Origin of the sequence: Archangium gephyra, from assembly GCF_042230915.1 — a bacterium.
In the GTDB taxonomy this organism is placed as follows: Bacteria; Myxococcota; Myxococcia; order Myxococcales; family Myxococcaceae; genus Archangium; species Archangium gephyra_B.
The window spans coordinates 7,778,658-7,802,603 of sequence record NZ_CP102578.1; the positions used below are offsets into that span (position 1 = coordinate 7,778,658).

Below are 23,946 nucleotides of genomic sequence, written 5' to 3' on the forward strand. Positions count from 1 at the left end.
GGACGGCCCCTCACGAATCCTTGGCGAGATCCTCGGCCACCAGCCGCGCCAGCTCGGCGTCGGACAGCGCGTCGAGCGACTCCGCGAGTTGGCCCTCGGGCTCGGGCGCGGGCTTCGTCTCCGGCGCCTTCCCCCGTGGCTCCTGCACCTCGAGCTTCAGCACGTTCTCCAGCAGGTGGTGCACCAGGAAGTCGATGGTGGGATGGTCCAGCGCCACCGTCGCCGGCACGGACACGCCGAGCTCCTTCTGCAACACGTTGCGCAGCTCGATGGCCATCAGCGAGTCCATGCCGAGCTCGGCGAACCCCTGCCGCCAGTCCAGCTGCGAGGGCTCCAACCGGAGCACGCGCGCCACCTCCGCCTGGAGACTGTCCGCCAGTACCTGCGGACGCTCGTGGGGCAGCGCCAGCTTGAGCCGCTCCGCGAGCGGATGGCGCGGCTGCGAGGAGGCCACGGCCGCGTTCGGCGTGGTGGCGCGGGCCGGTGCCACGGCCTCGTAGAAGGACGAGCGCCCCTTGGCCCCGAGCACCTCCAGGTACACCGGCCACTGCACGGACATGAGGGCCACCTGCGGCCGGCCGCTCGCGAGCGCCTCGCCGAAGAGCGCGAGGGCCTGCTTCGTCGCGAGGGGACGGATGCCCCGGCGCTCGAGCGCGCGCGCCAGGCCGCCATCCGGCCCACCCACCATGCCCGTCTCGGCCCAGGGGCCCCAGTCGAGCGACTGCGCCACCAGACCCCGGGCACGCCGCTCGTGGGCGAGCGCGTCCAGGAAGGTGTTCGCCGCGGCGTAGTTGGCCTGGCCTCGCGAGCCGAGCATCGCGGAGGCCGAGGAGAAGAGGACGAAGAAGTCCAGCGGCCGGCCCAGGGTGAGCCGGTGCAGGTTCCACGCCCCCGCCACCTTCGGCGCCATCACGCGCTCGAAGCGCTCCAGGTCCTGCTGCGGGAGCGCCCCATCATCGAGCACGCCCGCCGAATGGACGATGCCGCGCAGGGGCGGCGAGTCCGCGTCGAGCCGCTGGAGCAGCCGCGCCACGTCCGCCTCGTTGGACACGTCCACGGAGGCCACGGTGACGTGGGCGCCCGCCTGTTCGAGTGTCCGCACCGCCTCGTAGGCCTGGGCCGAGGGAGCACGGCGCCCCACCAGCACCAGGTGACGCGCGCCCTGCTCCACCATCCACCGCGCCACCTCCAGGCCCAGCCCACCGAGCCCGCCCGTGACGAGGTAGGTGGCATCCGCCTGGAGCGGGATGGAGCCGCCGCGCGAGCCCGTGTCCTTGCGCAGCACCGGGTGCAGGCGCACGCCTCCGCGGAAGGCCACCTCCCGCTCGGGAGTGTGACCGCCGCTGCCCAGCTCGGCGTACAGCAGCCGGACGCTGCCCTCGAGGTCCTCGGGGTCCAGGTCCACCCGCGTGCAGCGCAGCTCCGGCTGCTCCAGGTCCACCACCCGGCCGAAACCCCACAGCGGCGCCTGCGCGACCGCGACGCCCTCGCGCGCGTCCTTCACGGCCTGAGCACCCCGGGTGACGATCCATACCGGGGGCGCCTCTTCTCGGCCCGCGAGCCCCTTCAGGAGGTGCAGGGCACCACCGCTCGCCACCAGCGCGGCCCACTGCACCGCCTCCGCGGACGCGTCGTCCTCGACCCGCTGGTCCATACCCCACAGGTACACCACGCCCGCGCAACGGGCCGGCACGAGGGTGTCGATGGGCACGCGCGCGAAGCCCTCCGGACGCACGCGGAGCACCGGTGCGCCCTGCTCTTCCAGCATGCGCCCGAGCCGCTCGCCCACGCCCTGCGCGTCCATCAGCAGCACCCAGGGCCGCTTGTCCGCCAGGGAGGCCGGGACGGGCCGGACCTCGGGCCCGGGCTTCCAGGAGACCTCGTAGCGCCCCTCCTCCCGCCGCGCGTGCGTGCTGAGGCGCACCGCCTCGCGGTTGGCCATCCGGGCCCGGAAGCCCACGATCTCCGCCACCAGACCCTGGTCGTCGAAGATGCGCAGATCGCCGCCGATGGGCTCGCCCGCTTCGGCCCGCCCGCCCCCTTCGATGCGCGCGTGGCACCACACCGTCCCCCGCGGCCTGCGGTAGACGGTGAAGCGCGAGACGCTGAAGGGAATGAGCATCGCGTCGGGATGCCGCGCCTGGAGCTCCAGCGTCCAGCTGGTGACCACCTGGAAGCACGAGTCCACGAAGCCCGGGTAGAGGGCGTAATCCTCCAGCTCGTCCGGCAGCGGAGGCAGCCGCATCTCCCCGAGGATCTCATCCCCCGCCCGGGCGACCGAGCGGATCCACTGATAGCCCGAGCCGAGCGTGTAGCCCTTCTCGCTCATGCCCCGGTAGAGATCCTCTCCCGAGATGCGCTCCTGGCAGCGGGCCAGCAGCTCCTCGCGCGAGGTCCACGGCTCGGGCTGCTCCGCCCGGCCCACGCGCACGCCACCGCTGGCGTGCAGCACCCAGGTCTCCGCGCCGCTGGCGTCGCCCAGCGACTTCACCTCGAACGCGTGGCCCTGCCCCTGGGGCGAGAGGATGACCTGGAGCGTGCGCTCCTCGTCCTCGGCGAGCACCAGTGCCTGCGGGAAGGCCAGGTTCTCCAGGGTGCACGCGGGCGAGCCGTAGGTGTCCTCGATGACGGACAGGACCAGCGACACGTGCGAGGACCCCGCCGCCACGAGCGTCCCGTTGAGGCGGTGGTCGTTGAGGTGCGCCGGACGCGAGGGCCCGTACGTCGTCTCGTACACGAGCGCGTCGAGCGCCGGGGAGCGCAACCGGCGGCCGAAGTGCGGGAGGTTCTCCGTCTCGTGCCGGGGCGCGAGCAGCGTGCGAGGCGCCGCGCTCCGCCACCAGTAGCGCTGGCGCTGGAAGGGATAGGTGGGCAGGGACGCCCGGCGCCGCTCGTAGGGAGCGTCGAAGGCCGCCCAGTCCACCTCCACGCCCTTCACGTACAACGCGCCCAGCGTCTTCAACAGCCGCGGCCACTCCGCCTCGCCCGGGTGCAGGGGGAGGACCTCCATGCCCTCGGTGGTGCCCGTCTCGGCATGCAGCCAGGGCAGGTTGCCCACCGCCATCCGCAGCCCGTCCTCCAGGCCGAGGACTCCGGACTCCACCGCCGCCACGTACTCGCCGATGCCCCGCGCCGCCATCGCCTGCGGCACCACGCCCCAGGCCCTCCACATGCGCGCGAGCGACCACTCCACCGCGAACACCGCGGCCCGGGCGTACGTCTCCTCCTTCAACAGCGCGGAGTCCGTGCCGTACAGCACCTCCACCAGCGGCTTCTCCAGCGTGCCCTTCAGGGCCGCCGCGCAGTGCTCCATCGCCTCGCGGAAGACGGGCTGCGTCTCGTACAGCTCGCGTCCCATGGCCACCGAGCGCTCCGCCCCGGCCTCACCGCCGAAGACGAAGGCCACCTTCGGCGCCGCGCCCACCGCACGCCCCGGCACCACGCCCTCCACCTCGCGGCCCGCCTCCACCGCCGACAGCAGCTCGCCCATCCGCTGCGCGCTGCCGCCCACCACCGCCAGCCGGTGCTCGAAGTGCGCGCGGCCCGTCGCCGCCGTGAAGCACACGTCTCCCAGCTCCGAGCCGCCCTCCGCCAGCGCCTGGGCGTAACGGCCCGCCTGCGCCCGCAGGGCCTCCGCGCTGCGCGCCGACAGCACCAGCACGTGCTCCGGCCGCTCCACCTCCCGCGTCCGCACGGGCCCCGGCGGCGCCTCCTCCAGCACCACGTGGGCATTCGTCCCGCTGAAACCGAAGGAGCTCACGCCCGCGATGCGCCGGCCCTGCGTCGGCTCCCACGCCGTCAGCTCCACCGGCACCTTCACGCCCAGGGACTTCCAGTCGATGTGCGGGTTGGGCTTCTTCAGGTGCAGGTGCGCCGGGAGCTGCCGGTGCTGCATCGCCAGCACCACCTTCATGATGCCCGCCACGCCCGCCGCGGACTCCAGGTGGCCCAGGTTCGTCTTCACCGAGCCCATCCACAGCGACTCGCCGCCCTGGCGCCCCTCCTTCAGCACCGACCACATCGCCTCCGCCTCGATGGGGTCTCCCAGCGACGTGCCCGTGCCGTGCGCCTCCAGGTAGCTCACCTCGGAGGGCTTCACGCCCGCGCTCCCCAGCGCCTGGCGGATGACGGCCTGCTGCGCCAGTCCGTTCGGCACCGTGAGCCCGCTGCTCGCCCCGTCCTGGTTCACCGCCGTGCCGCGAATGACGGCGAGGATGTTGTCCCCCTGCGCCCGCGCCTCCGACAGCCGCTTGAGCACCAGCACGCCCGCGCCCTCGGCCCGCGCGAAGCCATTGGCCGAGGCGTCGAACGTCTTGCACCGCCCGTCCGCCGCGAGCATCCGCGCCTTGCAGACGGCCATCATCGGCTCGGGCGAGAGGATGAGGTTGACGCCCGCCGCCAGCGCCAGGGTGGACTCACCGTTGCGCAAGCTCTGGCAGGCCAGGTGCAGCGCCGTCAGCGAGGACGAGCACGCCGTGTCCACCGCCATGCTCGGCCCTTGCAGCCCGAGCGTGTACGACAGGCGGCCCGCCACCACGTTCAGCGAGGTGCCCGAGGCGTACCACGCATCCACGTCCTCCGGCGCGCCCTGGAGGATGACGCGCGAGTAGTCCGCCGTGGTGATGCCCACGAAGACGCCCGTGCGCGTGTTGCGCAGCGCGCCCGCGTCCTGCCCGGCCCGCTCCAGCGCCTCCCAGGCCACCTCCAGCACCAGCCGCTGCTGCGGATCCATGCTCTCCGCCTCGCGCGGGGAGATGCCGAAGAACTGCGGCTCGAAGCGGTCCACCTCGCGCAGGAAGCCTCCGGCGCGCACGTACATCTTCCCCGGCGATTCCGGGTCCGCGTCGTACCAGGCGTCCACGTCCCAGCGGTCCGCCGGAATCTCCGAGATGGCGTCCGTGCCCTCGCGCAGCAGCCGCCAGTAGGCCTCTGGCGTGTCCGCTCCGCCCGGCAGCCGGCACGCCATGCCGACGATCGCGATGGGCTCGTCCGAGGCCGTCGGGGTGTGCACCTCGGGCGCGGCGGCGCGGGGCGCCTCCGTCTCGAGCAGCGAGGAGAGGTGCTCCGTGAGCGCCTGCACGGTCGGGAAGTTGAATGCCAGGGTGGCCGGCAGCGGCATGCCCAGCGCCGCCTGCAAGCGCTCCTTCACCTCCACCGCCATGATGGAGTCCAACCCCATCTCGTTGAAGCCGCGCTCGGCATCCAGCGCCTGGCCGGGTTGCAGCCCGAGGATGCGCGACACGGAGTCCTGCACCAGCTTGCGCAGCGCCTCGCGCCGGGCCGCGGGTGTGGGGGCCTCGCGCCAGGGGGCCGGGGCGGCGGACGTCTTCGCCACCGGAGCCTCGCGAGGCGGGGGAGCCATCTCGGCGCGCAGCCGCGACAGCAGGGGCCGGGGGCCGCGGGCCTCGAAGATGGGCAGGAAGCGCTCCCAGCGGATGGTAGCCACCATCGCCTGGGGCACGCGCGCGCCCACGAGCCGCTCCATCCAGCTCAGCGCGGCCTCCCGGTCGAGCACCTCCACGCCCATGTTCCTCAGCCAGCGTCCCTGCTCCTCGGAGGCGGCACCCCGGCCGCTCCAGAGGCCCCAGTTGATGCTGGTGGCAGCCAGTCCCAGCGCGTGCCGGTACGCCGCGAGCCCATCCAGGAAGCTGTTGGCCGCGGAGTAGTGCCCCACGCCCGACGAGCCCCACACGGAGGAAATCGACGAGAAGAGGATGAAGAAGTCGAGCGGCTCGTCCCGCGTCAGCGTGTGCAGGTTCCAGGCGCCGGCCACCTTCGGGTCCAGCACGCGGCCGATCGTCTCCGCGTCCAGGTCACGCACCCGCGACGTCGAGGACACCACCGCCGCGTGGACGATGCCGCGCAGCGGGGGCATCTCGGCGCGCACCCGCTCGAGCAGGGCCGCCATGTTCTCACGGAGCGCCACGTCCGCCTGGGCCAGCAGCACCTTCGCGCCCGCCGCCTCCAGCTCGCGCACCACGGTGATGCGCTCGGCCAGCTCGCCGCCCTCGGCCAGGGCCGCCTCCCACTGAGAACGCTCGGGGAAGGCCCTGCGCGCGGTGAGCACGAGATGCCGGGCACCCCGGCGCACCAGCCAGCGCGCCACCTCGAGCCCGAGCGCCCCCTGGCCTCCAGCCACGAGGTACGTGGCCTCCGCCTGGACGGGCACGGGCCGCGCCTCCGGAGCCTCGCGCTCCACCAGCCGCGCCACGTACCGCTGGCCGCCGCGCAGCGCCACCTGGTCCTCTTCCTCCGCCGCGCGCAGCTCCTCCCAGAGTTGCCGCGCACCGTCCTCGGAGCCCACCTCGGGGGCCAGATCGATCAACCCGCCCCAGCGGCCCGGGCTCTCCAGCGCCACGCTGCGCCCGAGTCCCCACAGCGGCGCCTGGGCGGGCTCCACCTTCTCCGTCCCCAGGCCCAGGGCCTGCGCGCCCCGCGTCACCACCCACAGCCGTCCCGCCACCTCCGGCGTGCCCTCCAGCACGCGCAGCACGGTGGCCACGTCCGCGCAGGCGTCGCGGATGCCCGAGCCTTCCACGCTCGTCACATCCAGGCCGCCCAGGTACACCACGCCCGCGCAGGGCGAGGCCGCGGAGAAGCGCTCGCGCCACACCCGCTCCAGGGCCGAGGCATCGCCCGCGTCCACCTTCACGCAGGCACTGCCCTGGGCCTCGATGCTCGTGGCGAGCCGCGCGCCCACTCCGCCGCGATCGCACAGCAGCAGCCAGGAGCCGCTCGCCGGTGCGGGGGCGGACGCCGGACGCGCCGCGGGCTGCCACTCCAGCCCGAAGAGATCGCCCCTCGTGCCGTCCTCCAGTTCCGCAGCGGAGTCCTGGCCCGCCGTGGACTGCGCGGACTTCGCGGCGGAGGCCACCTCGGGAATGGCCCAGTACCGCTGGCGCTGCCAGGGGTAGCGCGGCAGCACCAGCTTGCGGCGCGCGGGCTCGGGGTCCACCTTGCGCCAGTCCAGCGGCTGGCCCCGGACGAACAAGCGCCCCAGGACACCCAGCAACTGCTCCACGTCATCCTTGCCCTTGCGCAGCGAGGAGAGCCACTCGGGCCCCTCGCCCAGGCACGCCTTGCCGAGCCCCAGCAGCGTGGTGTGCGGGCCCACCTCCACGTAGGTGTCGATGCCCAGCCCGCGCAGGGACTCCATGCCCTCCTGGAAGCGTACGGCCTCGCGCGCGTGGCGGCGCCAGTAGCCCGGAGCACCCAGCTCGTTGGGGCCCACCGGCCGGCCGGTCACGTTGGAGATGAGCGGCAGCTTCCCGGGCGCCCGCGCCATCCGCGACGCCCTCGCCTCCAGCGCCTCGAGCATCGGCTCCACCAGCGGTGAGTGGAAGGCGTGCGAGACGTTGAGCTTGCGCGTGGCAATCCCCTGGGCCTCCAGCGCCGAGGTGATGCGCTCCACGGCCTCGGCGGCGCCGGACAGGGAGAGCTGGCCCGGCCCGTTGTGCGCGGCGATGGACACGCGGTCCTGGTACGGCGCGAGCAGCGGCGCCACCTGGGCCTCGGTGGCGAACACCATGGCCATGACGCCGCCCGGGGGCAGCGCCTGCATGAGCCTGCCGCGCTCGGTGATCAGGTCCAGCGCGTCCTCCATCGAGAGGATGCCGGCCACGCACGCGGCGGCGAACTCACCCACGCTGTGTCCCATCACCGCGTCGGGAACCACGCCCCACGCGCGCCACTGCTCGGCCAGCGCGTACTGCAGGGCGAACATCGCCGGCTGGCTGTAGCCCGTCTGGTCGATGGGCGACGGCGCACCGTCCCTCGGGTACAGCACGGACAGCAGATCCATCCTCGGCTTGAGCCGCGCGGCGCACCGGTCCAGCGCGTCGCGGAAGACGTCGGAGGTGTCGTAGAGCTTCCGGCCCATGCCGGCGAACTGCGCGCCCTGGCCGGTGAAGAGGAAGGCCACCTTGGGCGGAGCGTTGCCCGCCTTGCCCTCGGCCACCTGCTCCGGCTTCGTGCCCGAGGCGAACGCCGACAGGCTCGCGGCCAGCGCCTGCGTCGAGCCGGCCACCAGGGCCAGCCGGTGCGGCATGCGCGTGCGGGAGGTATTGAGGGTGAAGCACACGTCCGCCGCGTCCAGCTCCGGGTGGGCGGTGAGGTGCTCGGCCTGGCGGCGGGCCAGGTCCATCAGCGCCGGCTCGGCGCGGGCCGAGAGCGTCAGCAGGTGCGTGGGGCGAGGAGCGGGCGTCCGCGTGGCGGGGGCCGGGGGAGGCGCCTCCTCCAGGATGATGTGCGCGTTGGTGCCGCTCATGCCGAACGCGCTGACGCCGGCCAGCCGGGGCACCGCCGAGCGCTTCCAGGGCTGGAGCTCGGTGGGGACGAAGAAGGGGGTGCCCTCCAGCCGGATGCGCGGGTTGAGCCGGCTGAAGTTCAGGTGCTTGGGGATGGCCTCGTGCTGGAGCGCCAGCACCGTCTTCATGAGGCCGGCGATGCCCGCCGCCGCCTCCAGGTGGCCCATGTTCGTCTTCACCGAGCCGAGCGCGCACCGCGAGCCATCCGGCCTCGGCCTGCCCAGCACGTCCACGAGCGCCTCGACCTCGATCGGGTCTCCGAGCGGCGTGCCGGTGCCATGCGCCTCGATGTAGCCGAGGGCGGCGGGGTCCACCTTCGCGCTCGCCAGCGCCTGCCGCAGCAGGGCCTGCTGGGCGAGCATGTTGGGCGCGGTGAGTCCCTGCGAGCGTCCATCCTGGTTGACGGCCGAGCCGCGGATGACGGCGAGGATGGTGTCACCCTGTGCCTGCGCGTCCGACAGCCGCTTGAGCACGACGAGTCCGCAGCCCTCGCCGCGCACGAAGCCGTTGGCGCGGGCGTCGAAGGCACTGCACCGGCCGTTGGGGGAGAGCGCCTGCATGCGCAGGAGCGTCTCCGTGACGGACGGGTCCAACACGAGGTTCACGCCACCGGCGAGCGCCACGGAGCACTCACCGGAGCGCAGGCTCTGGCTGGCCAGGTGGATGGCCACCAGCGAGGACGAGCACGCCGTGTCCACCGCGAGGCTCGGCCCCTGCAACCCGAGCGTGTACGAGACGCGCCCGGGCGGGAAGCAGTGGCCGTTGCCGGTGCCGTAGTAGGCGTCGATGCGCTCCGGCTCGGTGGGCAGCAGCCGGTAGTAGTCGTCACCGGTGAGGCCCACGAAGACGCCCGTGGACGTCTCCACCAGCCGCTCCGGGTCCTGCCCCGCGTGCTCCAGCGCCTCCCAGGCCACCTCCAGCAGCAGGCGCTGGCGCGGGTCCATGCTGGAAGCCTCGCGCGGGGAGATGCCGAAGAAGTCCGCGTCGAAGCCGCTCACGTCCTCGAGGTAGCCAGCCCAACGTGGCGCCCCCGGATCCGCGCTGACGCGGCGTGAGGCGGGCTCGCGGCGGACGGCATCCCTCCCGGCCGCCAGCAGCTCCCAGTACGCCTCGGGCGTGTCCGCACCGCCGGGGAAGCGGCACCCCATCCCGATGATGGCGATGGGCTCGGTGCGGGCCCGCTCGAGCGAGTCGATGCGGGCCTGCATCTTCTGCATGGCCATCACCGCGCGCGCCAGGCGCTGCTTGAGCTCGTCCTTCACGTCATCAGTCACTTCGCGTCCTCCCAACCCGCCAGCGCGTCATCCACCATCTCGAGCAACTTCCCTTCCGACAGCTCGGCGAGCTGGTGGGCCTCTGGCTCCGCGGACGCGGAGGGCCGGTTCATCATGATCGACTGCTCCGTCGGGGCCGCTGGAGCCGGTGCGGCATCGGTGTGCTGCTTGGGCGTGAGGCCCAGCTGCTCCAGCAGGTACACCGCCAGCGCCGCCAGGGTGGAGTGGGCCCACAGCAGCGTCACCGACAGCTTCAACTCCAGCGCGGCTTCAATCCGGTTGCGCAGCTCCAGGCTCATCAGCGAGTCGAGCCCCAGGCCGCGGAACGGCTCATGCCTCCCCACGCGCGAGGGATCGATGCGCAGCACCTGGGCGAGCCGGTCGCGCAGGTAGCCCTCCAGCAGGTTCGTCCGCTCGGCCGCGTTGGCCCGCCGCAGGTCCATCAGGAAGCCGGAGCGTCCGCCCGCGCCGCCATGGCGCTCGGCGGCCAGCTCATCCCAGACGCGCAGCGACGCCGCGCTGGGGAAGAACTCCAGCCACTGGCGCACATCGAGCGCCACCGCGCCCACGTGCACCGCGCCCTCCGACAGCAGGCGCTCGAGCAGCATCTCTCCCTGGCGCGGGGTGAAGCTCGCCATGCCCTGGCCCGCGAGCCGCTCGCCCCGGTTGGCGTGCGCCGCGGCCAGGCCCACCTCGGAGAAGGGCCCCCAGTTCACGCTCAGCGCCGGCAGGCCCTGCTGGCGCCGGTAGTGTGCCAGCGCATCCATGGCCGCGTTCGCCGCCGCGTAGTTGCCCTGGCCCGGCAGCCCCAGCAGTCCGGACATGGACGAGTAGAGGACGAAGAAGTCCAGCGGCTCGCCCCGGGTGAGCATGTGCAGGTTCCAGGCGCCCTGGATCTTCGGCGTCATCACCGTGCGGAAGCGCGCCGGCTCCTGCTGCTCCAGGATGCCGTCATCGAGCACGCCCGCGCAGTGCAGCACGCCGCGCAGCTGGGGCATGTCCCCCCGCGTGCGCGCCACCACCTCGGCCAGGCGGCGTGAATCCGCCACGTCCGCCCGTGCCACCTCGACGCGCGCGCCCTGGGAGCGCAGCGACTCCAGCTCCTTCTGGACGGCCTCGGAGGGAGTGCTGCGGCCCGTGAGCAGCAGGTTCCGCGCGCCATGCCCCACCAGCCAGCGGGCCGCCTCCAGGCCCAGGCCGCCGAGGCCACCGGTGATGAGGTACGTCGCATCGTCGCGCACCCGGAAGCCCGGCCGCGGCGGCACCACGCGCAGCTCCGGGTCCTCCATGGTGACGACGAGCTTGCCCACGTGCTGGCCCTGCGCCATCTCGCGGAAGGCCTCGGAGGCCTGCGACACGGGGAAGACGCGGTGGCGCACGGGCTTCAGCTTGCCCGAGGCCATCTGCTCCACCACCTCGGTGAGCAGCCGCGCGCACAGCGCCGGACGCTGCTCGCGCAGGCCCACCAGATCGATGGCCGCGTAGATGAGGCGGCGGCTGAACTGGGACAGGTCCAACGCGCGTCCGGCGTGGATGTCCCGGTTGCCCACCTCCAGGAAGCGGCCGTCCGGCGCCAGCACCTCCATGCTCCGGGTGATGGCGTCACCGGAGAGGGAGTTGAGCACCGCGTCCACGCCCTCCCCGTTCGTCAGGCGCATCACCTCGTCGGCGAAGGCCAGCGTGCGCGAGTCCATCACGTGCGGGATGCCCATGGAGCGCAGCAGCTCGCGCTTGTCCGGCGTGCCCGCGGTGGCGAACACCTCCACCCCCATCGACTGGGCGATCTGCACCGCCGCCAGGCCGAGTCCGCCCGCCGCCGAGTGGATGAGGACGCGCTCGCCCTTCTGCAGCCGGGCCAGGTGGTGCAGCGCGTACCACGCCGTCATGAAGACGCTCGGGATGGAGCTGGCCTCGGCCGCGCTCATCCCCGCGGGGCGGCGCACGGCGAAGCGCGCATCCGTGACGACGTGCGAGGCCATGGCCGACGGGGTGAACGCCACCACCTCGTCCCCGGCCTTCAGGGTCGTCACGCCCTCGCCCACCGCCACCACGCGGCCAGAGCAGTCGAGCCCCAGCGGCAGGCCCTCCAGCGGCACCCCGGGGGCCCCGCCCTTGCCCTTCATCACGTAGAGGCCCATCGTCTTCATCACGTCGATGAAGTTGAGGGCCGAGGCCTCGACGGCGATCTCCACCTCGCCCGGGCCGGGCTTGCGCCGCTCGGACATGCGCACCGACACGCCGCCGAAGGAGCCCGCCGGGGGCGTCTCCACCTGGAAGGGCCGTCCCGCCGCGGGCAGCAGCGGCTCCATGAACATCTCCTTCGTGCCCGAGCGCCGGACGAGCCGCGCCACGAAGCGCGCCCCGGCCCGCAGGGCCACCTGCTCATCCTCGGCCCGCGCCGCCAGCTCGCGGCCCAGGGCCTCCACGTCCACCAGGGGCGAGGACGGGTCCAGGTCCACGCACGTGCAGCGCAACTCCGGGTGCTCGTGTCCCACCGCGCGTCCCAGGCCCCAGAGCGCCGCCTGGAGCGCTCCCGTCGCGGGCGAGCCCAGCACCGGGTAGGCACCGCGCGTCACCATCCACAGGCGCGGCGGATCCCTCCACCCGAGCCGCAGCACCTCCTGGACGATGCGCAGCGCGCCGCCGCAGGCCCGCACCGCCTCGTCCACGGCCTGCTCACCCGGTACGTCCGGGGCTGGCATGTCCAGGCCCCACAGGTACGCCACGCCCGCGCAGGCCGAGCCGGACGGCAGGCACTGCTGCAGCATGGCGCGCAGGTCCTCACGCGAGCCGGGCGTCACCGCGAAGTGACGGGCCCCCAGCTTGCGCAGGCCCGAGCCCGCCTCCACGCGGATGCAGGGGCCACCCCAGGACTCCAGCATGTCCGCGAGCGCGGAGCCGACGCCGGACGCATCCTGGAAGATGAGCCAGGGCGCGTCGTCCGAGCCGGGCTCGAACACCGCGGGCAGGCCCATGCGGCGCCAGGCCAGCTCGAAGAGGGAGCGATCCTGCTCGGAGCGGGCGCGGCCGTAGCGCGTGGGCAGCGCGGTGAGCTCCAGGCCCTCCACCTCCACGAGCGGAATGCCCTGCCCGTCCAGCAGGACGACATCGCCCTCGAGGGGGACGCCCTTGCGCCAGGTCTCCGGGGGAGGCAGGCGCGCATGGGCCCACTTCGGCGTGCCCTTGCGCAGCACCTCGAAGCGGCGCAGGCGGACGGGGACGAAGGTGGTGTCGCCCTCGGGCAGCGCCTCGAGCAGCACCTGCAGCGCGGCGTCGAGCACCGCGGGGTGGAGCTCGCCCTGCTGCGCGAGCGACTCGGGCGCGGAGATGCGGCCCAGGGCCTCGCCGTCCTTGCGCCACACCTCCTTGAGTCCCCGGAAGGTGGGCCCGTACTGCAACCCCCGCTGCTCCATGTCCAGGTAGTGCACCTCGGTGAGGCGCACCTCGGAGCACTGCCGCTGGACGTCCTCCACCAGCACGAAGGGCATGACGCCGCGCCCGTTGGAGTCCGACGCGCGCACGCGCCCCTGGGCGTGCACCGTCCACATCTCCGCGCTGCTGCCGCCCGGCGTGGGGATGAAGCTGGACACCTTGAAGGAGATGGCGCCGGTGGAGCCCACGTCCACCAGCAGCTCGGCCCGGCGCGTGCCGTCACCGAGCAGCGCCAGCGCCTCGTGGATGCGCACGTCCTCGAGCGTCCACGGCCCCGGGCCGAGCGCCGACTGCACCGCCGTGGACACCCAGTCCAGGTACGCGGTGGTGGGGAGGATGATGGTGCCCTGCACCCGGTGGTCTCCCAGCCAGGGCAGGTTCTGCACACCCACCTCCACGTCCCAGAAGAAGGCCCCGGGACGCAGCGAGGAGCGGCGCACCGGCCCCAGCAGCGACTGGGCGCGCTCCTCCCGGCCCGCCTTGGGCACGGGGGAAGCGCCCGGCTGGAACCAGCAGTCCTGGCGCTGCCAGGGGTAGTCCGGCAGGCGCACCAGCCGGCCGCCTTCCGGGTGCAGCGCCTTCCACTCCACGTCCCGGCCGGCGGCGTAGAGGCCGCCGAGCGTCTCCAGCATCACCTCGCGCTCGGGCTGCTCGCGCCGCACGGAGGGCAGCACGGTGGCTTCCATGCGCAGGTGGGCGATCGTCTGCTCGATGGCGGGCAGCAGCACCGGGTGCGGGCTCACCTCGACGAAGAGCGAGTGCCCGTCGTTGGCCAGCCGCTCCACCACGGGGGCCAGCAGCACGGGCTCGCGCAGGTTGCGCACCCAGTAGGCCGGCTCCAGGTCCGCGCCGTCCGTCACCTCGCCCGTCACGGTGGAGAAGAGCGACACCTCGCCGCGCCGGGGCGCCAGGCCCTCCAGCGCGCGCAACAAGTCCTCCCGCAGCGGCTCCATCTGCGGGCTGTGCGAGGCCACGTCCACCTTCACCCGGCGGCAGAAGACGTTGCGCGCCTCCAGCTTCTCCAGCACCTGGGCGAGCGCGTGCGGCTCGCCGGAGAGCACGGTGGAGCGGGGGCTGTTGCTGGCGGCCACGGACAGCCAGTCCTCCAGGCCGCGGATGGCCACGCGCGCCTCGTCCAGGGTGAGCTCCACCATGGCCATGCCGCCCTGGCCGCTCACCCGGCGCAGCAGCAGGCTGCGGCGGCAGATGATGCGGGCGGCGTCCACCAGATCCAGGGCGCCGGCCACGTGCGCCGCGGCCACCTCGCCCATGCTGTGGCCCACCACCATGTCGGGCACCACGCCCCAGGCGCGCCACAGCCGGGCCAGCGCCACCTGGATGGAGAAGAGCGCGGGCTGCACCTGATCGATGCGCTCCATCCACGCCCCGTTGTCCGAGGCCAGCAGCTCCATGAGCGACCAGTCCACGAAGCGGCGCAGCGCGGCGTCGCACTGCTCGAGCGCGGAGCGGAACACGGGCTCCTCGGCCATGAGCCGGCGCCCCATGCCGAGCCACTGCGAGCCCTGGCCGGGGAAGACGAACACCACGGGCTGGTGGCGGCCATCCGCGTGGCGGGTGACGGAGAGCCCCGGGCGGACCTCGCCGCGCAGGAAGGCGGAGAGGCCGTCGCGGGCCTCGGCGGGCGTGTGGGCCAGCAGGGCCAGGCGGTGGTTGAGGTGGCTGCGCGTCACGGACGCCGAGTAGCAGACGTCATGGAGCGACAGCGGATGCGACTCCAGGCGGGCGACGACGCGGCGGGCGGCCTCGGCGAGCGCCTCGGGCGTCTGCGCGGACAGGGGCAGCAACTGGGTGCGTCCCGGCACCAGGGGGGGCGGCTTGGGCGAGGGCAGCACGGCCACCGGCGTCTCCGGCGGCGGCAGCGCCTCCCAGCGCACCTGGACGCCGCGCACGTGCAGCGCGCCGAGCGCCTCCAGCAGGGCGGCCCGCGCCTCGTCGCGCCGCAGCGAGGCCACCACCACGCCGGTGCGCCCGGCCTTGCGCAGCAGCTGCTCCACCGGGCGGCACAGCACCGGGTGCGGACTGAGCTCCACGAAGGAGTCGACGCCCTCGGCCACCATGCGCTCCACGGCCTGGGCGAAGCGCACCGGCTGGCGCAGGGTGCGGCAGCGCGCATCTCCCATGCGGCCGTCCGGCCCCACCTCGCGGGCCAGGGTGGACACCCAGCGCACGCCGCTGTTGCGCTCCCACAGCCGCTCCTGGGCCGCCTCCAGCTCGTCGCGCAGCGGCTCCCACTGGCGCAGGCGGCTGGCGCGGTACACCTTCCACACGGCGTCCGCGGCCTCCATCCCCCCGGCGATACATGCGGCGGCGACCTCGCCCACCCCGTGGCCCACCACCACCTCCGGCTCCACGCCCCAGGCGCGCCACAGCGCCGCCAGCCCCACCTGCACCGCCAGCGTCAGCGGCTCGGCGGCGTCCTCATCCGACAGCACCCGCGCGTGCGGATCCCTCAGCGCCTCCACCAGGGACCAGCCGGCCAGCGGCATGAAGGTGGTGTCCAGCGCCTCCAGCCCGGCGCGGAACACCGGCTCCGTGGCCAGCAGCTCGCGGCCCATGGCGGGCCACTGCGAGCCCTGGGGCGCGCAGACGAAGGCCACGCGCGGCGGCTCACCGGGCTCGCCCGTGAGGAGCCCCGTGCGCTTCTTGCCCTGCCGCAAGGACTTGAGCAGCGTGGCCAGCTCCGCGCGCGTGCGGAAGGTGAAGGCCGCGCGGTGCCCTCCCCTCCCCGCGTACAGGGCCCAGGTGCGGCACAGGTCGCGCACGCACACCGGCTCCTCGTCGTGCTGCAGCAGCTCCTCCGCCTTCGCCGCCTGCGCCAGCAACTCCTCCGCGCTGTCCGCCGCCAGCGGCAGCAGCTCCTCGCGGCCCACCGGCGACTCCTCCAGCACCACGTGCGCGTTGGTGCCGCCCCAGCCGAACGCGCTCACCCCCGCCGTCGCGGGCTCGTCCTCGCTGGGCCACGGCATCACCCGCTGCGGCAGGCTCAGCCGCAGCTCGCCGAAGGGAATGCGGGTGCTGATCTCCCCGTGCAACATGTGCGGCGGCACCAGCCGGCGTGAAATCGAGAGCGCCACCTTGATGAGGCCGGTAATCCCCGCCGCGCCCTCCAGGTGGCCCACGTTCGCCTTCACCGAGCCGATGAGCAGCGGCCGGTCGATGGCCCTGCCCTCGCCGAGCGCCGCGCCCAGGGCGCTCGCCTCGGTGGGGTCTCCCAGCGCCGTGCCCGTGCCGTGCGTCTCCACGTAGTGCACGCGGTTGGTGGGCACGCCAGCGCGCGCGTACGCCTCGCGCAGCAGCGCCGCCTGGCCGGGCACGCTCGGCGCGGTGAGCCCGTTGCCGGTACCGTTGTTGTTCACCGCGCTGCCGCGGATGACGCAGTAGATGTGCGCGCCCGAGGCGAGCGCCGCCGACAGCGGCTGCAGCACCACCAGCCCCGCGCCCTCCCCGCGGCCGAAGCCGTCCGCGCCCGCGGCGAACGCCTTGCTGCGCCCGTCCGGCGCCAGCCCGCCGAACTTGGACAGCAGCACGTTCGCCTCGGGCGAGAACATCAGGTTGACGCCGCCCACCAGCGCCAGCCGCGACTCCCCCGAGCGCAGGCTCTGGCAGGCCAGGTGCACCGCCACCAGCGACGAGGAGCACGCCGTGTCCACGGTGAGGCTCGGCCCCTTGAGGCCCAGGAAGTACGAGAGCCGGTTGGCCACGATGTTGAGCGACTGGCCCGTCGCGCTGTGCAGCGTCACCGCCGCGCGCTCACTCAGGTGCCGGTCCGCGTAGTCGTGCCAGATGGCGCCCATGAACACGCCCGTGCGCGAGCCCTTCAGGCCCACCGCCGGCACGCCCGCGTCCTCCAGCGCCTCCCAGCACACCTCCAGCATCAGCCGCTGCTGCGGATCCATCTCCGCGGCCTCGCGCGGGGAGATGCCGAAGAAGAGCGGATCGAACCCGCTCACCCGCTCCAGGAAGTAGCCATGCCGGGTGTTCATCTTCCCCGGCGACTGGGGATCCGCGTCGTACCAGGTGCCGTTGTCCCACCGGTCCTCGGGCACCTCCTGCAGCAGATCCTTCCGCTCACACAGCAGACGCCAGAAGGCCTCCGCGTCCGGGGCACCCGGCAGACGGCACGCGAGCCCCACCACCGCGATGGGCTCCGCTTCCCTTCCGCCCTGCGTGGCCCCTGCGTCCGCGCCCCCCTGCTCCTGCTCCGCCTTCGTGGCGGCTCCGGTGCCCGGCCCCAGTTGGCTCTCGCTATCCGTCATTGATGTTGCCTTCCTGTGTCCGTCAAAGGTCCACTGCGCTGTCGGTGAATGTCAACCGACCGACTGTCAATGAATTGCGTCTCTCGCGGGTTTCGCTTGGTTTTGCGGTCCCGGCACGTTGGTTCCTCTCACGGATGCTTCCCCCCACAGCTTGCGGCCAATCCTCACTCGCAGAGAAATGCGAGGGCCTGCCTCGACACGCCCCAAAATCGCATGTCTCAAATTGCGTGGGTAGCGGGTAAAGGCAGACCCCCACATTTCACGGGAGATCCGGGATTCATGACGCACCGGCTCTCCCGCGCGAAGTCCCCGCCAATTCCAGACAGAACTTATTTGACCAGTCTTTCAACTTCTTCCGGGCTAAATCCTGCCTCGAAAAGAATTTTATGTGTGTGCTGTCCAAGAGCGGGAGGAGGACGCAACGGTGTCTCGCCCATGCGCAGCGGCGTGAGGAGGTGGGTCACTCTTCTCCCACGTTGGGTGTCTTCAGACTCCACGAACAGATTCCTGGCACGCAGCTGGGGATCCTCCAGCACCTCATCGCCTTCCAGTACGGGTTCAACACACACATCCGTGCCGGAGAAGCGCTCCATCCAGTAGGACAAGGGGTGCGCGGCGAAGATGCGGGAGAACTCGGCCTTCACGCGCGCGCCGGCCTCACCTGTGTCGTAGGCCTCCGCGAGCAGGTCCGGGCGTCCCAGCACCTGGCACACGCCGGCGAGGAACTTGGGCTCCAGCGCGCCCACGGACAGGTAGCGGCCGTCGCTCGTGCGGTACAGCCCGTAGCAGGCGAAGCCGCCGTTGAGCGTCTCGCGGCCGCGGCGCAGCGGCTGGCCCTGCTCGCCCATGAAGAGCCGGGCCGCCAGGTGCATGTGGAGGAAGGCCGTGGAGCCGTCCGTCATGGACACGTCCACGAAGCGGCCCTGGCCGGTGCGCTCGCGCTCGTGGAGCGCCGCGAGGATGCCCACGAGGGCGAAGAGGCTGCCGCCGCCGATGTCACCCAGTTGCACGCCGGGGAAGGCCGGCGCGCCGTCCGCCTCGCCGCCGTAGCCGAGCACGCCCGCGCGCGCCGCGTAGTTGAGGTCATGCCCGGCCTTGAGCCGGTCCGGCCCCGTCTGCCCGTAGCCGGAGATGGCGCAGTAGACGAGCCGCGGATTCTCCGCGTGCAGCACGCTCCAGCCCAGGCCCAGCTTGTCCATGACGCCGGGCCGGAAGCTCTCCACCAGCACGTCGTAGCCGCGCACCAGGCGCTTGAAGGCCTCGCGCGCCTCGGGGGACTTGAGATCCAACGTGAGCGAGCGCTTGTTGCGGTTGAGCCCGTAGAAGAGCGCGCTCTCGTCGTCGCGCAGCGGCGCCATCTGGCGCAGGTAGTCACCGCCCTGGGGGTCCTCCACCTTGTCCACGGTGGCGCCCAGGTCGGCGAGCACCAGCGTGGCGTAGGGGCCGGGCAGAAGACGGGAGAGATCCAGGACCTTGAGTCCGGACAGGGGAAGCGTGTTCATGGTGGGGGGGGGAGGCGCTGAGGGGGGAGACAAAAAAGAAGCGGCGCGGCCCCGAGAAGAGGAGCACACGCCGCCCGAGAAGCCACGCGCCCGAGGGCGCGGCTCCGATGATGCTAGCCGAGCAGCTTCGCCAGCTTCATGGCGAGGCCCATGTCCATCGGCTTGAACTTGAGCTTGCCCTGCATGGCGGCCATCTGCGCGTTGAGCTGCTTGGCGCGGATCTTCACGAAGTCGTCGTTGCTGACGGTGACGGTCATCTTCGGGCTGCCCTCGGCGCCCTTGGTGACCCAGCCCTCGGACTTGGTGCAGTCCAGCGTCCAGGTGCCGCCGTTGTCGCCGGTGATGTTGAAGTGGATGACCGCGTTGATGTCCTTGGCCAGCTCCGGCTTCTGCTTCAGCACGTCCGGAATGTCCGTCTCGATGATGTCCTGTGCGCTCGCCATCGCTCTCTCCTTTGAGGGATTGATTTGAGGGATTGACTGGTGAATCAACGTCCGGCCGGCACCGTAATGAGGGTGCCCGGGCGGGTCAAGCCGTGAGGTGACTCGCCGTGAGGTGAGTCAACGAGTGACTCAACGGCCGGCACTGGAGGCCTGGGCCTGGCCCAGCGAGCGCCGGACCATGTCCAGCAAGTCGTTGAGCTCGAAGGGCTTGGCCAGGTGGCCCACCGCGCCAATGTCCGTGGCCTTGCTGCCCACGTTGCGGTCCGCGCTGAGGACGATGAGCGGGATGCCGGCCACCGAGGGCCGCTGGCGCATGCGCTGGGCGAACTCCCAGCCGTCCATCACCGGCATCATCAAGTCCAGGAGGATGAGCTGGGGCGGATCCGGCTCGAGCCGCTCGAGAGCCTCCTTGCCATTGCGTGCGCGGCGGATCTCGAAGCCCTCGGCCTCGAGAATCTCCGAGAGGGCCTCGAGGATGTCCGGGTCGTCATCGACCACCAGCACGACGTTGGACCCCTGGTGCTGAAGATTGGCGGAAGACAGGTTCTTCTCCTGAGTGGCGCGCACCCTCGATTTTCTCTCAAGGGGCGGGAAGGTGAGGAAGAATTCAACCGGCTCGTAGGGCAGCAAGGCAGGCACGTTGCAAAATCGACATTGCCTCCCCACCGTTCTCCTAACCCATGGACGAGGAGACGGCAGGCGTGAGTCACGAGGGGGAATGGAGGCAGGCGGCGGCCGGAGAGGACGAGCCCGGGTTCGCCCTCCTCTCGCGACGGGGCCTCGTGCGCGAGGTGGACGGCCGGATGCGGGCCCACCTGGGGGTGGAGCGGCTTCCCGAGAGCGCGAGCACGCTGGTGGAGCTGCTGGAGGCGGTGGGCTTCCAGCGGCGGCCGGGCCTGGACTCGTGGGAGCACGAGGGGCGGCTGGTGCGGGCAGGCGAGCGCCCGCTGGAGGACGGCACGCGGCTGGTGTGGACGCAGCCCGCGCAGGGGGACGAGGAGCTGGTGCGCCGGCGTGTCCGCTACCTGGGGCTGGCCTCGCATGACTTGAGGGGCTCGCTGGCCAACGTGCGCTCCTACGCCGCCCTGCTGCTCAATGGCCGCATCCCCCTGGAGCCCAAGGCGAAGCGGGGGTTGGAGACCATCCTGCGCAACACGGACAAGGCGCTGGCCTTCGCCCAGGACTTCTTCGACGCGAGCCGGGCGGACCTCGGCATGTTGGCGTGCGAGCAGGAGCGGCAGCCGCTCGAGCCCCTGCTCGCCAACGCGGTGGAGCACCACCTGGAGGCCGCGGGCACGGCGAGCGTGGCGCTGAGCCTGGAGCTGCCCGGAGGCGCCCTGCCCGAGGTGGACGTGGATGGGGGTCGGGTGCAGCACGCCGTGGAGGCCTTCATCCGCCACCACCTGCTGCGGGCCCAGGCCGGGGAGCAGATCCGGGTCAGGGCCCGGCCGGACGAGGGAGGGCTGCTCCGGGTGGAGGTGCGGCGGGATGGCGTGCCCCTGTCGGAGGAGGAGCTCGCCCTCACCTTCTCGCGCGAGGAGCGGGCCTTCCGGGAGAAGAAGCTGGAGGATCCGCTGCGGCTGGGGCTGGCCCGGCAGGAGGTGGAGGCGCTCGGCGGCTCTGTCGGGGTGTCGGCGGATGCGGGGGGCACTACGCTCTACCTTACACTCCCCATCGCCCTCGCTTCCTCGGCGGGCGTTCAGGTCTGAGCCTTCCCGTCGTCGTGCTGGCGACCCGCGCCCCGGGGGGCTATCCTGCCCGGGCCTTTTCTTCGAGGAGTGCGCGATGGGTCTGAAGATGTCGGAGATTCTGCTGATCATGGCGGTGCTGCTGCTCCTGTTCGGAGCCTCGCGCCTGCCGCAGCTCGGCTCCTCGCTGGGTAGCGCCATCCGCAACTTCAAGCGCGGCTTCGGGGGGGAGGACGCCCCCGCCGACGAGAAGAAGCCGTCCGGCACGCTCGCCAGCAGCGGCACGGTGGAGAAGGACGCCAGCGCCCGCAGCTCCAGCCACCAGGGCTGAGGTTTCCGCTTCGCCGTTGCGCGCAGGGCCACGCCCGCGCCGGCCTCTCGTCCCCGGGAGCCTGGCACGGGCGTCGTCGCGTGCGGGTCAGTCCGCGCGGTCGTCCTTGTCGTAGAGCCCGTCCAGCACCGCCTTGAACTTCAGGCTGACGTGCTTGCGCTTCACCTTGAGGCTCGGCGTCAGCTCCCCCGACTCCTGGCTGAAGTCCGCCTCCATCACCGCGAAGCGCTTGAGGGTGCTGTAGGACGGCAGCTCCGCGTTCACCTTGTCGAGGATCTCCTGCACCGCGGCCTGCAGCTCCGGCCGGCGGCACAGCTCCGCGTAGCCGCCGGGCGTCACGCCCTTGCCGGTGAGCAGCTTGCGCGCGGGCTCCTCGGCCACCGTGACGAGCGCCACCAGGTACTTGCGCTTGTCGCCGTGGACCACCGCCTGGCTGATGAGGGGGAACGTCTTGAGCGTGTTCTCGATGTTCTGCGGCGAGACGTTCTTGCCGCCGGAGGTGACGATGATGTCCTTCTTGCGATCGGTGATGGTGACGTAGCCGTCCACGTCCACCTCGCCGATGTCCCCGGTGTGGAACCAGCCCCCCTCCTTGAGCACCTCGGCGGTGGCCTCCGGGTTCTTGTAGTAGCCCTTCATCACCCCCGGGCCGCGCAGGAGGATCTCCCCGTCCGGGGCGATCTTCACCTCGGTGCCGGGCAGCGGCGGGCCCACGGTGCCGAGCTTGATGCGGTCCGGCCGGTTGACGCAGGCGGCGGCGGACGTCTCGGTGAGGCCGTAGCCCTCCAGCACCTTGTAGCCGAGCAGATCGAAGAAGTAGGCGATCTTCCGGGACAGGGGCGCGCCGCCGGAGATGAACAGGCGCATGTTGCCGCCCAGCTTCTCGTCGAGCGAGGCGCGCACCTTGCTGAACACCAGCTTGCGCGCCAGGGCCAGGCCCACGTGGGCGGGCTCGCGGCCCTGGAGCCTGGCCTCCACGTACTCGTCGAAGAGGGAGAAGGCCCAGCGGAACAGGCGGCCCTTCACGCCCGGCGCGGCGGAGCCGTTGGCCACCACGCCGTTGTAGACCTTCTCGAAGACGCGCGGCACCGCCGGGAGGATGGAGGGGCGCGTCTCCACCAGGTTGCCCAGCAGCTTCTCCGTCGACTCGGCGAACACCATGCGGAAGCCCATGGCCAGCCACCCGGCCTTCACCACCTGCCCGAAGGAGTGCGCCAGCGGCAGGAACATCATCACCGCGTCGTTGGGCAGCATCAACGCGGTGCCCTTCAGCCCCTGGGCCTCGTAGGCCCAGTTGCCGTGGGTGAGCAGCACGCCCTTGGGGTCCCCCGTGGTGCCGGAGGTGTAGATGATGCAGCAGACGTCCTCGGGACCCATGGCCCGCGCCCGCTCGGCGAAGGACTCCGGACTTGCGGCGTGGGCCGCGCGGCCCTGCTCCATCACCTGTGCGAGCGTCAGCTCCGCATCGCCCGAGGTGGCGCCCTCGAAGAGCACCACCTTGCGGACACCGGGACACTCGGCGAGCTTCTGCCGCAGGCGCGTGGCACGGCCCGCCTGCTTGGGCGTCCGCTCGTCATGGTCCACGAAGACGAGCGACGCCTCGGAGTGGTTGAGGATGTAGCGGACCTCGTCCGGCGTGTTGGACGCGTAGATGGGGACGGTGATGGCGTGCGCGGCGGAGATGGCCAGGTCGCACACCACCCACTGGAGGCTGGTGTCCGCGTAGATGGCCACCCGGTCCCCCGGCTTCACGCCCTGGGCGATGAGGCCGGCGGACAGCGCCTTCACGTCCTCCAGGATGCGGCCCCACGTCACGTCCTCCCAGCGGCCCCCCGTCTTCCAGCTCGCCGCCACCTTCGTGGGAGACTGTGCCCGTTGGAGCAGCAGTTCGACGAGGTTGCGCGCGTCCGGGGTGGCTAGCTGGGGTTCCGCTCTCATTTGAGCTTCTCCTCGATGGCCGCCTGGACCGGCTTCGCCCACTCCTGGACGCGCCGACCCTCGGCCGGGTCGTATCCCACACTTCCTTGCGTCACTTTGAGGATGGCCTCGTGCGCCTTCTTCTCCTCACCGTCGGCGAGCAGCGTCTCGGCCAGGTACAGCCAGCCCCGCAGCGTCTCGGGATGTTTAGAGAGGGCCTTCTGGAAATGTGACGTGGACTTGCCGAGGTCCCTCTTGGGCCAGGGCAGCTTGTAGAAGTAGCGCCCCTTGGCCAGCAGCGGCCCGCCCCGGCCGTACATCCCGTCGATCTTCAGGGCGGCGTCCAGGCGCTCGTTGTACTTGCTCTCCAGGCCCTCACCGAGCGCCGAGAGGATGCCCACCGCCTCCGAGTAGGCGCCGATGCCCAGCGCCGCGAAGTAGTGGCCCTCCACCCGGTCCGGCGCCACCTTCCGGGCCCGGTCCCCCAGCTCCCACACCTGCTTTCCCAGGGATTTCTTGACCTTCGCGTCCGTGGTCCCATCCGCTTGCCAGTTGCGGATGCGCGCCGCGCGCCACAGCACCTCGTAGTCGTCGGGCGTGGCCTCGAGGGCCTTCTTCAGGGACTCGTCCAGCTGCTTCACCGCGGCGGCGTCACCGCGCTTCTGCTCGTACTGGGCATCCCAGGCGGACAGCTCTTCGGGGGTCGCGGCCAGCACGGGGAAGGCCGCCAGGAGGAAAAGGGCAAGTGAAATCGAGCGCATACGGAGCGTGTTAGC

The 23,946-nt window shown here is 72.2% G+C and carries 9 protein-coding genes; 2 read left to right on the forward strand and 7 right to left on the reverse strand.

What is annotated here, in order from left to right; translation table 11 throughout:
* Nucleotides 1-10 precede the first annotated feature (10 nt).
* From NR798_RS30300 to NR798_RS30320, 5 genes are all read right to left on the reverse strand, one after another.
* Nucleotides 11-9,580: an SDR family NAD(P)-dependent oxidoreductase gene (locus NR798_RS30300; RefSeq protein ID WP_375765995.1), complete on the reverse strand. Its 9,570-nt coding sequence runs from the start codon at nt 9,578-9,580 to the stop codon at nt 11-13.
* Nucleotides 9,577-17,289, reverse strand: coding sequence for an SDR family NAD(P)-dependent oxidoreductase (locus NR798_RS30305; protein ID WP_375765996.1), 7,713 nt, complete (start codon nt 17,287-17,289; stop codon nt 9,577-9,579). Before NR798_RS30305 ends, NR798_RS30300 begins: the two co-directional genes overlap by 4 nt.
* A 329-nt stretch (nt 17,290-17,618) precedes the next feature.
* Nucleotides 17,619-18,791, reverse strand: coding sequence for a CaiB/BaiF CoA transferase family protein (locus tag NR798_RS30310; protein WP_375765997.1), 1,173 nt, complete (start codon nt 18,789-18,791; stop codon nt 17,619-17,621).
* Nucleotides 18,792-18,904: 113 nt separating this feature from the next.
* On the reverse strand, nt 18,905-19,234 hold the full coding sequence (locus NR798_RS30315) for an SCP2 sterol-binding domain-containing protein (RefSeq protein ID WP_375765998.1): 330 nt from the start codon (nt 19,232-19,234) through the stop codon (nt 18,905-18,907).
* A 129-nt stretch (nt 19,235-19,363) separates the two neighbouring features.
* Complete coding sequence (locus NR798_RS30320; protein ID WP_375773844.1) at nt 19,364-19,738, reverse strand: response regulator; 375 nt, start codon at nt 19,736-19,738, stop codon at nt 19,364-19,366.
* Between the two features lie 197 nt (nt 19,739-19,935).
* Here NR798_RS30320 and NR798_RS30325 point away from each other — a divergent pair, with 197 nt between their 5' ends.
* Together NR798_RS30325 and tatA are read left to right on the forward strand one after the other, a co-directional pair.
* A complete protein-coding gene (locus NR798_RS30325) occupies nt 19,936-20,943 on the forward strand; it encodes a sensor histidine kinase (RefSeq protein WP_375765999.1) in 1,008 nt (335 codons plus the stop codon).
* A gap of 76 nt (nt 20,944-21,019) precedes the next feature.
* Entirely contained in the window at nt 21,020-21,253 is a 234-nt protein-coding gene (gene tatA / locus NR798_RS30330; RefSeq protein ID WP_375766000.1) for a twin-arginine translocase TatA/TatE family subunit, read from the forward strand.
* An 87-nt stretch (nt 21,254-21,340) separates the two neighbouring features.
* On the opposite strand, the gene NR798_RS30335 is transcribed toward tatA, so the two are convergent.
* Together NR798_RS30335 and NR798_RS30340 are read right to left on the reverse strand one after the other, a co-directional pair.
* Nucleotides 21,341-23,191 carry an AMP-dependent synthetase/ligase gene (locus NR798_RS30335; RefSeq protein ID WP_375766001.1) on the reverse strand — a complete coding sequence of 617 codons (1,851 nt, stop codon included), beginning with the start codon at nt 23,189-23,191 and terminating at the stop codon, nt 21,341-21,343.
* Nucleotides 23,188-23,931 (reverse strand): hypothetical protein, encoded by a 744-nt coding sequence (locus tag NR798_RS30340; protein ID WP_375766002.1) that lies wholly within the window; start codon nt 23,929-23,931, stop codon nt 23,188-23,190. Before NR798_RS30340 ends, NR798_RS30335 begins: the two co-directional genes overlap by 4 nt.
* Nucleotides 23,932-23,946: the final 15 nt, after the last annotated feature.